Source organism: Shewanella insulae, from assembly GCF_009831655.1.
Taxonomy (GTDB): domain Bacteria; phylum Pseudomonadota; class Gammaproteobacteria; order Enterobacterales; family Shewanellaceae; genus Shewanella; species Shewanella insulae.
The window spans coordinates 178,223-191,964 of sequence record NZ_WRPA01000003.1 but is presented as its reverse complement, the minus strand read 5'-3'; the positions used below and the strand labels follow the sequence as shown (position 1 = coordinate 191,964).

Here is a 13,742-nt window from a genome sequence, read left to right as displayed (position 1 = left end):
GGTTTAAGCTTGCTCTTCTCGCAAGAACACTGGCTCGTTAATACTCGAGTCGGCCTCACTGTAGTAATAGCCCGCTGTATCGAACTTAAGCAGCTCTTCGTAGCGATTCACCTGATTATCAAGCATGTAGCGCACCATCATGCCGCGAGCCTTCTTGGCGAAGAAGCTAATTACCTTATACTGACCATTCTTCTTATCCTTGAAGATTGGTGTGATCACCTGCCCCTGAACCTGCTTTGGCTTAACCGACTTGAAATATTCGTTGGATGCCAGATTGACCAGTATGTCATCCCCCTGCTCGGCCAGTGCCTTGTTAACCTCTTCGGTGATTATATCTCCCCAAAACTGGTATAGATTGGCCCCTCGGTCATTGGCCAGCTTAGTGCCCATCTCCAGACGGTAGGCCTGCATCAGGTCCAGTGGGCGCAACAGGCCGTAGAGTCCCGAAAGAATACGCAGATGCTGCTGGGCACGCTCCAGACTCGCCTCAGACAGGGTGTCGGCATCTAGGCCCGTATAGACATCACCACGAAAGGCAAACAGCGCCTGCTTGGCATTCTCCAGGCTAAAGTCTCGATTCCACTGTGCGAATCGTGCGGCATTGAGCCCGGCAATCTTATCGCTGACTTTCATCAAAGACGCTATATCTGCTGGTGTTAGCTCTCGACACACCTTTATCAACTCCTCACTGTGCTTGAGCAGTGCAGGCATGGTAAAGGTTTGGGTACTTGCTGGTGTTTCATAATCCAGGGTTTTAGCCGGAGAGACTAAGATCAGCATAAATTATCCTTTATTTTTAACATTGAGCGAGGTGTCTATCATACTGACGCAGACAGTAAAAAACCACGCCCTTAGAGCGTGGTTTTTTAGATGGAACTAATAGAGAGTCGCGATTAACCCTGTGAGTTCAGCTACACCTCAGGTACGGCAACCGACTCGCCTTCCTCTTTAGCCAATACGCCTGCGGTGGGCTTACCCTTCCAGATCTTCTCATCCAGGCCGTTGAGCCCTGGGAAGTGGGCTGCATCGAAGGTAGGCACCTTACCCGCCTTTAACTGCACTTCATAATCTTTGATCACCGCAAAGGCCACCTTAGAGAGCATGACGATGGCGGCAATATTAACCAGTGCCATCAAACCCATGGAGACATCGGCAAAGTTCCACACCAGCTGCAGGGAAGCCACAGATCCCGCCATAACCATGGCCAATACCAAGGCGCGGAAGCTATAAAGCACCTTCTTGCTCTTACTCAGGAACAGGATATTGCTCTCTGCATAGCTGTAGTTGGCGATGATGGAGGAGAAACAAAATAGTATGATGGCAAAGGCAACAAAATAGGCTGCCCAACCGCCTACCTCGTTGGTCAACGCCAACTGCAGCAAGCCGATGCCCTTCTGCTCACCCGGCGCATCCAGCACGCCCGACAGCAAGATGATGGCCGCGGTGGCACTACAGATGACTATAGTATCGACAAACACGCCTATCATCTGCACGAAGCCTTGTGAGGCTGGGTGATTAGGGTTTGGCGAGGCCGAAGCCGCGATATTAGCCGCACTTCCCATACCTGCTTCGTTAGAGAAAAGTCCCCTGGCGATACCGGCCATCATGGCGCCCATGGCGCCACCGGCGGCTTCTTCCCAACCGAAGGCACTCTTAACGATATAGGCAAGGGCCGCAGGCACCTGATCCAGATTCATCACCAGCACAACCAGCGCAATCGCCAGATAAGCCACCGCCATCACGGGTACAATAAGCTCTGAAACCTTAGCGACTTTCTTCAGGCCACCACTGATGATATAGGCCGCAACGGCCACTATCACTAATCCCACCATGGTCTTATCGAAACCGAAGGCATTGTTTAACGCATCTGTCATGGTGTTCGCCTGGGCGGCATTAAAGGCAAAACCGAAGGCGATGATCAGCAACACAGAAAATAGCGAACCCATCCAGCGTTTGCCCAGGCCTTGCTCCATATAATAAGCTGGGCCACCACGATACTGACCTTCGCTGTCTTTCACCTTGTATACCTGTGCCAGGGTCGACTCGATGAAGGCGGTTGCCATCCCCAGCAGGGCGATAAGCCACATCCAGAACACGGCACCGGCGCCACCGACAGTGATAGCCACGGCAACACCGGCCATGTTGCCGGTACCAACTCTTGCCGCCATCGAGGTACAAAATACCTGGAATGAAGAAATGCCATTGGTCTTCTCACGGCCTTGCAGTACAAGCTTGCTGCCATGACCAAACATACGTAATTGGATAAAACCCAATCTCAAAGTAAACAATACGCCCGCAGCGACCAGCACGTAAATCAACACGCTTCCCCACAGCATGCCGTTTACCGCGTTGATAGTCGAATCGACTAAATTTAATACAGATTCAAACATAGAACTTCTATAACCCTTAGGACGTTTATGGCAGCATGAGCAAACGAGCCGCCATCTTTGTTGAATTTCCTTCCCAATTTGATCGAATATTTTCGGCAGGATTATCTTTTCGAATTATCCTTTCATGATGCCAAAACACCATGCCTGCCGGATTCGACACGCCAAAATAGCATACCATCAAAAAAGCACCACGTGATATAGATCACACTTACCCATTTACATGACATTGGCATCACGCAATAAGACACAAATAAGCTACTGTATTAACGTAACTAACAGGGTGTTTACCACCAAAAATTTAACATCCTGCAAATTTAATGACTTTTCAAAAATAAGATATCGAACACATTTTTGTAATAAAATTACAAATATAGTGCCTCACATGAGCTTTGATTAACTTATTGCTTACTATAAATGGGGTTATTTATGTCACAACAGCAAGAGATCACCGCACTAAAGAAATTTGTAAGAGCGACCAACTTCCTGGCCACCTCGCAAATCTACTTGAAGCAGAACGTACTGCACAAGCGTCCGCTAGAACATAGCGACATCAAACCCAGACTGCTAGGGCACTGGGGTACTTGTCCAGGTATCAACTTCGTCTACGCCAACGTCAACCGTCTCATCAAGAAAACCAATCGTCCTTTCCTCTACCTTGTCGGCCCAGGCCATGGCTTCCCAGCCGTACAAGCTAACCTGTTTATGGAAGGATCTTTGAGTCATTTCTACCCAGAGACGATTCCATACAACGAGACTGGTATCGAAGATATCTGTAAGAAATTTTCAGCGGCCTATGGCTACCCTTCTCACGCTAACCCAGAAGCACCGGGTCAGATCCTTGAAGGTGGTGAGTTAGGCTACTCACTCTCAGTTGCTTGGGGTGCTGTGCTGGATAACCCTGACCTAATCGCTACCGTGCTAATCGGCGACGGCGAATCTGAAACCGGCCCACTGGCTGCCTCTTGGTACGCTAACCGTCTGGTTTCTCCTGCCAACAACGGTGCCGTACTGCCAATCGTCCACATCAATGGTTACAAGATCTCTGGCCCAACCCGTATGGGACGTATGAGCCACGAAGAACTTGAACTGGAATTCAAAGGCCTTGGCTACCACCCAATCATTGTCGATAGCGATCTTGAAGAAGATGTCTACGTGCAGATGACCAAGGCGATGGATGAATCCTATGCGATGATCGAAGCCATTCAGACTAAGGCACGTAACGGCGAAGATATCGTTAAGCCTCGCTGGCCAGTGATTCTGATGCGCACCGCGAAAGGTTGGACAGGCGTTGCCGAAGACAATGGTAAGAAGCTAGAAGGTAACTGTGACTCTCACCAGGTGATCGTTAACAAGTGTGCCAAAGACAAGCAGCACCTTGACGCGTTGGATCAATGGCTTGCCAGCTACAAGTTCAACGAACTCTATAGCATCAACGAGCAAAACCAAATTGTATTCGACAAAGACATTCAGTCTTTGCTCCCACCAAAAGAGCTTTGCTGTGGCCGTCAACACCTGAGCTATGGTGGCGAAGTGGTGCGCTCACTGAACAATCCTAAGCTGGAAGATCTGGCCTACGGCGCAGAAACACCTAGAGGCCAGCGCGGTTACTCTATGCTGAAGATGGGTCAATGGATGCGTGATGCGTTCAAGCTCAACAGAGACCAACGCAACCTACGTATCTTCAGCCCTGACGAAACTTACTCTAACCAGCTACAAGCTGTGTTTGAAGAGACTGATCGTGCATGGCAATGGCCTATCGAGAGCTGGGACGAAGATATGTCTCGCGACGGTCGCGTACTCGAGCTGCTATCTGAAAACCTGTTATTCGGTATGCTACACGGCTACACAGTGACAGGTCGCCACGGCATGTTCCCCACTTATGAATCCTTCTCACAAGTGGTCTCTTCAATGGCCGACCAATACTGTAAGTATGTCTATGCTAGCCAAGGCGTACACTTCCGTAAGCCGGTTCCGTCTTGCAACGTAGTGCTCTCTTCACTGCTGGAGCGCCAGGATCACAACGGTTACTCTCACCAGAACCCTTCTTTCCTAGGGGCCATGCTTGAGAAGCATCCAGAGATCATCTCGGCCTATCTACCTGCCGATGCCAACACGACACTGGTTTACACCGAGCGTGCCTTCGCCGATCGCGATAAACTCAACATCATCGCCGCCGGTAAGAAAGAGCTGCCACAATGGCTAACACTGGACGAAGCCCGTCAACAGGCTAAAGACGGTGTCATGGTGTGGGATTTCGCCTCTGACGAAAACCCAGACGTGGTTCTGGCAGGTTGTGGTGACTATGTCACTCAGGAATGTATGGCTTCTCTAGTCATCCTACGTGAACTACTGCCAAGAGTCCGCGTACGCTTCGTCAGCGTAACCGAGCTAAGCAGCAGCGGCCTGGGTAGCCGTAAGTTCCAAAGCAAGCCTTGGATGATGGACGAGATCTTCACCGCCGATAAGGGTGTGGTCTTCAACTATCATGGTTATCCAAACACCATCAAGAAGCTGGTATTCGATTACAAGGGTAGCCACAGATTCCGCATCAAGGGCTATGAAGAGGAAGGTTCAACCACAACACCATTCGACATGGGTGTACGTAACGGTACTTCTCGCTACCACCTGGTTATCGATATGGCGTACAAGCTATTCCAACAAGGTGTGATCGACGAGACACAACACGTTGCCATCACTACTGACATGCTGCAGCGTCTGGTTGACCACCGTAACTACATCAAGGCAAACGGTGTCGACCCTGAAAACATCGAAAACTGGGTGTGGACACGTTAAGATTAGATTAACTCTACGTTAATTATTCTACTGATAAAAAGGCGATTCCTAGCGGAAACGCCTTTTTTATTGCCATTTAACCATTAATCCTAAAAAAACAGTCCGACATACATAGCAATTTCTATATTCACGTAAGATAATACTGAGGCTAGCGATAATACCAAAGGAGTCCCCCCACAAAGTGCTGGCATGTTTTTACAGGATAAAAACAGCATGGGGGAAGATAGTAAAACAAAGGAATTGGAAAATGATGAACAACACATTGAAAGCTATTCTGCTTACATCAATGCTTCCATTTGCAGCCAATGCGGCACAAGAACTCACCCCTTGGTACGTCGGTGGCGGTTTAGGCGTAAATAACTACGAGCCTAACTGCGATCAGAAGACCATGAAACAGTGTGGTGAAGACGATCCGTATGCTTGGGATGTATTTGGTGGTTACCTCTTTAACGACTATTTCGGTGTCGAGCTAGGCTATCGCGACCTTGGCCGTGCCGAGTGGGTCGACTATGCCAACAAGATGAACGACGTCGGTGCTCGCGGTATGACACTCGGTCTCGTCGGTTTCTGGCCAATTGCCGACCGTTGGAGCCTGTCTGCCGAAGCCGGTGCAATGAACTACCTGCTATCAAACAATAAACAGTGGGGTAGCGAGTACTACAGCGACAGCGGCGTTGCCCCCTACTTCGGGGCGGGTATCGGCTACAACTTTACCGATAATCTTAAACTGCAAGCCAAGTATCGTCGTTATGAGAATCTCGACGAAGACAAGTGGAACACACTTAACATGGAAAGCAACTACTGGGGTCTTGAGCTAAGCTACCGCTTCGGCCGCGCAGCCTCTACTCCGGCTCCCGTCGCAGCCCCTGTCGTTGCCGCGCCAAAAGATTCAGACAACGACGGCGTAACTGACGACAAAGACCAGTGCGCCAACACGCCTAGCAACCACAAGGTTGATGCCAGCGGTTGTACGCTTTACCGCGAAGTCACCGAGAAGCATGAACTGGGTTCAATTCGCTTTGCCAACGACTCAGCCGTGGTGAACTCTGCGTCTTATGGTCAAATCGAGAAGCTGGCCAACTACATGAATAAAAACCCACGCGCAACCGTGTTGATCGGTGGTCACGCCTCTAATGTAGGTAACCCAGACTACAACATGAAGCTGTCTGAGCGTCGTGCCAACGCCGTTGCCGAGCTACTGGTCAGCAAGTACGGTATCAGCCAAGATCGCGTCAGCGCTAAAGGTTACGGTATCACTCAGCCGCTGATCGAGGGTAAAAGCGCCGAAGCCAACAAGGCTAACCGTCGCATCGAAGCCCACGTGACCGGCGTGCGTAAAGAAGCGATTTTAAAGTAAGTCATTACGATTAACTTAATGATCGACCTCACGAAAAAATCGCTGCCCAGGCAGCGATTTTTTTTCCTGTCATAATTTAATGGTTATACTCTAAGTCCGTTTAGCACAAACGTCAGTCTCACTAATCGGCGACGGTTAAAATGCCTTTTACTGATATTTAGCAACTTTTCTGTAATTTTTTTTCATTCATGGTTGGAAATATCGGCAAAATCGCGTCTAATAGCCGTTAGTAAACCACACACTTAAGCTGCTTCTTAAGAAGGATGTAATTTTCATGGCTAATACACTCGAGCAATTCAAATCTATCACCACCATAGTTGCCGATACCGGCGACATCGAAGCCATCAAGCGTTATCAACCACAAGACGCTACCACTAACCCCTCTCTTATCCTCAAAGCAGCTCAAATTCCTGAATACAAGCACCTGATTGCCAATGCCATCGAATGGGCCAAGTCACAGAGTGACGATCTGGCGCAGCAAATTGAAGATGCCGGTGACAAGCTGGCGGTCAATATCGGTTTAGAGATCCTTAAGATCGTTCCGGGCCGTATCTCGACAGAGGTAGACGCTCGCCTCTCATTCGATAAGGCAGGCTCTATCGAGAAGGCCCATAAGCTGATCAAGCTTTATGAAGAGGCCGGCATCGACAAGTCTCGTATCCTGATCAAGTTGGCCTCAACCTGGGAAGGGATCTGCGCCGCCAAAGAGCTGGAAAAAGAAGGCATCAACTGTAACCTGACGCTACTGTTCTGTTTCGCTCAGGCCCGAGCCTGTGCCGAAGCAGGCGTTTTCCTGATCTCACCTTTCGTTGGTCGTATTCTCGACTGGTATAAGAAAGACACAGGCCTGGAGTACAGCGCCGAAGAGGATCCAGGTGTCATCTCTGTCACTAACATCTACAACTACTACAAGCGTCACGGCTACAAGACGGTTGTGATGGGCGCCAGCTTCCGCAACACGGGCGAGATCATCGAGCTGGCGGGCTGTGACCGCCTGACTATCGGCCCTGCGCTACTAGAAGAGATGGCCAACAGTGACACCCCTGTGGTGCAAAAGCTGCAAGCAGCCAGCGAAGTGGTCGCGCCAGGCGCAGCGCTGAGCGAAGCCGAGTTCCGTTGGGAGTTCAACCAAGATCCTATGGCGGTTGAGAAGCTTGCCGAAGGTATCCGTAACTTTGCCATCGATCAGGGCAAACTTGAAGACATGCTAAAAGCAGAACTCGAAGCCTAAAGGTAACCAACGTCATGACTAAGCTTACTCAGCAAGACGCGTGGAAACAGCTTGAGGCTCAAACGGCTCAGCTACCGCACATGCGCGCCCTATTTGATGCCGACCCCCAGCGCTTCGACAAGATGTCGCTGTCTGCCTGTGGTTTACTTCTGGATTACTCCAAAAACCGGGCGGATGAGCAGACGCTTGAGCAGCTATTTAAACTGGCTAAATCTGCCAGTCTAAGCGATAAGATCAGCGCCATGTTTAACGGTGAGATCATCAACAACACCGAAAAACGCGCCGTACTGCATACCGCCCTCAGGGCCGAGGCAGACGAAGTCATCCTGGTCGATGGCCACAACATAGTCCCAGAGGTAAAACAGACCCAGGCCAAGATGGCCAAGTTTGTCGAGGATGTCACCTCCGGCGAGTGGAAGGGCTACACGGGTAAGGCGATCACGGATATCGTCAGCATAGGTATCGGTGGCTCCTTCCTCGGACCTAAGATAGTCACCCAGGCCCTGCGCCCATACTGGAACCCGGCGCTCAAGTGTCACTTCGTCGCCAACGTCGATGCCACCTCGCTGTGTGAGAAGCTACGCCTGGTCGATCCCGAGACCACACTATTCGTGATGTCGTCTAAGTCTTTCGGCACTCAAGAGACACTGACTAACACCCTGAGTGCCAAGGCCTGGTTCCTGGAAAATGGCGGCACCCAAGCGGATATCGCCAAGCACTTTGTGGCCGTGACCTCAAACGTGGCCAAGGCGACTGAGTTTGGCATGGATGCGGACAATATCTTCCCTATGTGGGATTGGGTGGGCGGCCGCTATTCACTCTGGTCGGCGATCGGTCTGCCTATCGCCCTGTTAATCGGCATGGACAACTTCTACCAGCTATTGGCCGGTGCCAAGTCGATGGACAAACATTTTGTCGAGGCGCCTCTCGAGCAGAATATGCCGGTGATCATGGGGCTGTTTTCCCTGCTCTATGGCAACTTCTATCAGGCGCAGTCTCACGTGGTATTGACCTATGATCACTACCTCAGAGGACTACCAGCCTACTTCCAACAGCTGGATATGGAGAGTAATGGTAAGTCTGTCACCCTCGATGGCGACAGGGTCGAGCATACAACCGGCCCGGTGATCTGGGGCGGCGAAGGCACCAATGGCCAACACGCCTATCATCAGTTGCTGCACCAAGGCACGGCACTGATACCGGCCGACTTTATTCTGCCACTGCAGAGCCATAACCCGCTCGGCGAACATCATGTACAGCTGGCCTCTAACTGTTTTGGCCAGACCCAGGCCCTGATGCAAGGCAGAACCTTCGAAGAGGCTCTCGCCGAACTCGACGGCAGCTCGCTAAGCCAGGAAGCGAAGACGCTGATCGCTAAGCACAAGGTGATGGATGGCAACAAGCCAAGCAACACACTGTTGATGGACAAGCTGACACCGGAAACACTCGGTGCCCTGATCGCCCTGTACGAGCATAGAACCTTCGTTCAAGGCGCACTTTGGGACATCAACTCCTTCGACCAGTGGGGCGTCGAGTTGGGTAAGACCCTAGGTAATGATGTGCTCGCACGTCTGCAGAGCGATGAAGAGGCTAAGGCGCTGGATGCCTCCAGCAATGCCCTCATCAATCACTTTAGACGCGGCCATATCTAAGCCCACCAAGCGTTAATCCATAAAAAAGCCAGTTTTCACTGGCTTTTTTATTATTTGCAGCAACATCCACCAGCAAGCCCCATCTTTAGCCCATACTAGGGGCAAAAAATCACCTCCTGCGCCATAAATGATTCACCCAGACTTAACATTATTGAAACATTTTTCTTGCACCATAAATTGGAAGTGTGATATTTAATTGTTGAGAAAAAATACAACAACAGGAGGTTGCCATGAATCGCTTAGATTATGGTAGTGCGCTAGATGATACCGTCATTGAAAGACCCAACAGTCGTTCGCGAAGCTCCAGCAAGAAGCGAAAATGGCGCGAGATAGAGGCTATCAAAGAGAAACAGCGTTTGATTAAAGAGCTTCAGGATATCGACAGCAGTTTCGAATACGACTTAGATAACCTTCTGATGTAAAAACAACAATAAAAATAGCGCCTAAGGCGCTATTTTTATTGTTTATGAGTCGCTAGTTGTCACTCTTCGGCCTTAACCAGATATTCTTTTAACTCCTCGAAGAGTAGGTTGTCGTCATCGCTGAACAAGGGATCGCTGATCAGCCTCTCTTTGCACCTGTCAGCCACCTCCTGCCACTGAGCCTCTGTCATACCGGCCTGCCAGATAGGGAACAGCTTAGCCTCTTCATACATCATGTGATTGCGCTGCGCCTCTACATACTCTTTTAGGGCTTGGCTCAAGGTTTCATTCTGTACAGGAACATCACTTAGGATAAGGTTTAGGGTAGACATCAGGTTGGTAGAACTCTCGATCAGGCTGTGATGCTCTTCGCCCAACTGCTTTTCTAGGGCCTCCTGTGGATGGGTCTGAATATAAAATTCGTTGATCAGATCCTCGACCGGGTGATGGCTATGCTCGGCATAGCTCTGCATATATTCGACGATATCTCGGATCAGATTAAAGTTGACGGCCTCGCCATTTTGCAACTTCTGCTGCTTATTTTTGAGAATATTTAACAGTATCGCGATATGTTTATGGTCATTATGAAGTCTCGCTAACATCGTCACCTCCAACCTTCTAGACGCCTCTAGTTACTATAGTAAATTGTTGAACTTTTACTCACACTAATATGTAACCCGTCATGATGACGTGACTCAGATCAAGAAAAATGAACATAAAATAGTCACTTAAGATACGCTTCCCCCCAAGACATCCATCACCTTAGCCAGGGCCGACTGTAGACGAATAAAGGCCTGCGAGGCAGATTTCACCTCCTTTAAGTTACGCTCGATGAGCGCCGTGAAATAATCTTCCTGCTCTATGGTCATATCCAAAACATGGAAGCTGCCCCGTATCTCAGTGGTCATATTAATGAGGGCCGCACTGAATTTTTCATCATGTTCTCGGGTCGCTAGGTTGATGTCTCCTATCAGAGTCTCTATGTCGACAAACACCTGTGTCAGCGTCTGTTGACGACTAATATCCAACACCCTAGCCTCCAGTCCTTCGACCACTACGGCGATAATGTCTCTCAACCTACCGTAGAGAATCTCGTCGTTTATCGGCATGTTCTTGATCAAGAAGGAGACATGCTTGTCGTTACATATGGTGCGGCAACCAAAGTCATACAGGCGACCATGTTTGTCCAGCAGCTCGAGAATATTCGCTTCGATTGGACTGATCGCGGCGTGACTAGGGGCAAAATACTCCACGCTTTCCCCACGTATCTCCAGGCAAGTATTAAGATTGAGCTGCTGCATCAGCTCGAAGAAGGCATCGGCCAGGGTCTGATGATCGTTGCAGAGAAAACATTGACGGAAAAACTGCAGCACACAGCCATATTGAGACGACTCGGTCATCGACTGAAAGGCCATGTTGCGGGAGACTGACTCCGCCTGGATCAGCTCCCGCTGCTTCATCACATAATGGGCGACGCTATGGACCTTAGCCAGCAATTCTTTGAGTTCGAAGGGCTTGGCGATGAAATCGACTGCATTCACCTCATAGGCCTTGAGCCGCTCCTCCAGAGTATTCATCCCAGAGACAAAGAGTACGGCTATCTCCTGGTTTGTTTCCTGCAACTCTCGACAGAGGGTGATGCCATCGGTATCGGGCAGATTGATGTCCATCAGCAGCAGGTCAGGAGTCATCTCCCGCAGGGCCGATCGAAACTCAGTCGCACCATAGAAGGGGCTTACCTTAAACTCGTCTTGCAACATCTCGACAATCAGCTCGCAGTAATCCCTATCGTCATCGACCACCCATATTTCCATGTTGTTCATCGCAACCCTCCTTGTAAAAACTCAACGCCAACCTCCTCGAGTCCGTGCACGAAGGCATGGATATCGAAGGGTTTCTGCAATACCTGAAAAGGGAGATCTTCCCGACTACTGATGCCCACATCACCAACATAGCCAGAGATCAACAGCACAGGAATCGTTCGATGTACGCTCAGATCGGTCACCAACTCGTAACCGTTAATGCCGCCCGGCATCAAGAGATCTGAGATGATGAGGTCTATGCTATCTATGCCCCCCCTGAACTGCTCCCTGACCAGCAAAGGATCCGTATAGGCCAGTACCTCCATCCCCATCATCTGGCAGTAATCGCAAAGCACCTCCAGCAGATCCGGCTCATCGTCGACGATAAGCACCTTGATGGGGCGCGCGACCCTTGGATAGGCCATAGGGCTTCGCTGGCGCTCAATCTGCCGCTCGACTGGCTTGATGGCCGGAAACCACAGGCGGATCTCAGTGCCTTCGGCGCCCGTGTGCATGATGCTCATGTAGCCGTTGGAACGCTTGACGAAGCCATACACCATAGAGAGGCCCAGCCCTGTGCCCTTGCTCTTATCTTTGGTGGTAAAGAAGGGCTCGAAGATCTTATCCAGCAACTTGTCTGGGATCCCTCCGCCCTGATCGCTCACCGACACCCACACATAATCCCGGTTATCCGTGCTGACGGTATTGCCCACCCCGGGAAGATAACCCGAGAGATACTGCTCACCGGTCGCTATGGTGATCTGCCCTTCCCCATGCATGGCATCCTTGGCGTTCAGCACCAGGTTGATCAGGGCATCCTCGAGGTCACCACGATCGACGCAGATATCCCGCATCGATGGCTGCGGCTGAATGTTGAGGCTCACCTGGGTGGTCAACGACTTCTCCAGCAGCTCCTCCAGGCTCTGCAGCACCTCATTGACCTGCAACGACTGGGCGCTAAATTGCTCCTGACGGGAAAACTGCAACAGGCGCCTAGTCAGGTCGGTTCCCCGCTGACAGGCCTTGAGCGCCGTCGCCAGATAGCGGGCGATGGAATCATCCTTGCCCTTAAGCTCCATCAACTCCAGGTTGCCCTTTAGCACACCTAAGATATTGTTGAAATCGTGGGCCACACCACCCACCAACTGCCCCATAGCCTGCATCTTCTGGGTGCGGGCCATGGTATTTTGCATCAGCTTCTGCTCAGTAATGTCCCTCCCCACCAGGGTAAACAAGCTGCCATCTTCATACTGCTCGTTTAGGGCAATTAGATGGGTATGCAGGATCACCTTCTCCCCGGTGGCGGTAGAGCAGACCAGCTCACCGGTAAATTCCAGACGCAGCTCGATCGCCTCCAGCAGCTCCTGCGCCTGCTCATCCTGATCGCCGAAAAAGAGCTCGATCGACTTACCGATGAGCTGGCTGCGCGGGTATTGGCTGATGGCGGTTGCAGCCGCATTGGCGTACATGATCACCGGCGCCATCCCCTTCTCCCGCGAGGCGACCACTATCATATCCTCACTGTTACTGACGATAGACTGGTACATCTGGGTGTCGATAGACTTGATGATCTGGGCGTTACGGCTCTGCTGCCAATCCTGACACTGCTGCTGCAACATACCGCTGACACTGTCGGCGATAAAAGGCTGATAGGAAGTGAGAAACGACAGCCAGCCCTTGCTTGGACGATAGAAGAAGATGTTGACATCCTGCCCCTCTATGGGCCAAACGACGAAACGTTGCCACAGGTGTGCGCCCCGCTGGCCATCTAGCATAGGCCAATCCTTCACCTGCCGCCACAGGGTGATATAACGCATCGAGTCACGGCACCAGCAGGTAACATCGGCCGGCATCTCATCACAGGCCAGCAGACGATGAGACAAGATCATCACAGATTCTGCGCCGCTGCTGTCGGCCAGGACACGACACAAAGGCAAGAGCACGTCGTCGCCACGAATAAACTGTCCCTGCAACTTGCCCAGCTGGGCGATCAACGCCGGGCCAAACTCCATAAATTCAGATTGAGAGAGATCCTTAAACACGCTAGAGTCCATTCCACTATTGAGAATTGATGATATAAGGCTTTTAGCCTTTC

Annotated in this window: 10 protein-coding genes; 5 read left to right on the top strand and 5 right to left on the bottom strand. The window is 50.8% G+C overall.

Going from position 1 to position 13,742, the window contains the following annotated elements; translation table 11 throughout:
* Window positions 1-3: 3 nt before the first annotated feature.
* Window positions 4-780, bottom strand: coding sequence for a peroxide stress protein YaaA (gene yaaA, locus GNT65_RS05235; protein WP_160794091.1), 777 nt, complete (start codon window positions 778-780; stop codon window positions 4-6).
* Window positions 781-911: 131 nt separating this feature from the next.
* Window positions 912-2,390, bottom strand: coding sequence for an alanine/glycine:cation symporter family protein (locus GNT65_RS05230; protein WP_160794089.1), 1,479 nt, complete (start codon window positions 2,388-2,390; stop codon window positions 912-914).
* Window positions 2,391-2,816: 426 nt separating this feature from the next.
* Between GNT65_RS05230 and GNT65_RS05225 the strand changes: the two genes are divergently transcribed.
* From GNT65_RS05225 to GNT65_RS05205, 5 genes are all read left to right on the top strand, one after another.
* Window positions 2,817-5,183, top strand: a complete 2,367-nt coding sequence (locus tag GNT65_RS05225) for a phosphoketolase family protein (protein WP_160794087.1) — start codon at window positions 2,817-2,819, stop codon at window positions 5,181-5,183.
* 247 nt (window positions 5,184-5,430) lie between these two features.
* Window positions 5,431-6,540, top strand: coding sequence for an OmpA family protein (locus GNT65_RS05220; protein ID WP_160794085.1), 1,110 nt, complete (start codon window positions 5,431-5,433; stop codon window positions 6,538-6,540).
* A 274-nt stretch (window positions 6,541-6,814) separates the two neighbouring features.
* Window positions 6,815-7,771 (top strand): transaldolase, encoded by a 957-nt coding sequence (tal, locus tag GNT65_RS05215; RefSeq protein ID WP_160794083.1) that lies wholly within the window; start codon window positions 6,815-6,817, stop codon window positions 7,769-7,771.
* A 14-nt stretch (window positions 7,772-7,785) separates the two neighbouring features.
* Window positions 7,786-9,423, top strand: coding sequence for a glucose-6-phosphate isomerase (gene pgi / locus GNT65_RS05210; protein WP_160794081.1), 1,638 nt, complete (start codon window positions 7,786-7,788; stop codon window positions 9,421-9,423).
* Between the two features lie 230 nt (window positions 9,424-9,653).
* Window positions 9,654-9,845: a DUF3545 family protein gene (locus GNT65_RS05205; RefSeq protein WP_160794079.1), complete on the top strand. Its 192-nt coding sequence runs from the start codon at window positions 9,654-9,656 to the stop codon at window positions 9,843-9,845.
* A gap of 59 nt (window positions 9,846-9,904) precedes the next feature.
* Here GNT65_RS05205 and GNT65_RS05200 read toward each other — a convergent pair whose 3' ends face one another.
* The 3 genes from GNT65_RS05200 to GNT65_RS05190 form a co-directional block, all read right to left on the bottom strand.
* Window positions 9,905-10,447 carry a hemerythrin domain-containing protein gene (locus GNT65_RS05200; protein ID WP_160794077.1) on the bottom strand — a complete coding sequence of 181 codons (543 nt, stop codon included), beginning with the start codon at window positions 10,445-10,447 and terminating at the stop codon, window positions 9,905-9,907.
* A 126-nt stretch (window positions 10,448-10,573) separates the two neighbouring features.
* Window positions 10,574-11,668, bottom strand: coding sequence for a response regulator (locus GNT65_RS05195; protein ID WP_160794075.1), 1,095 nt, complete (start codon window positions 11,666-11,668; stop codon window positions 10,574-10,576).
* Entirely contained in the window at window positions 11,665-13,689 is a 2,025-nt protein-coding gene (locus tag GNT65_RS05190) for a hybrid sensor histidine kinase/response regulator (protein WP_338091759.1), read from the bottom strand. The genes GNT65_RS05195 and GNT65_RS05190 overlap by 4 nt, the downstream gene beginning before the upstream one ends.
* Window positions 13,690-13,742 lie beyond the last annotated feature (53 nt).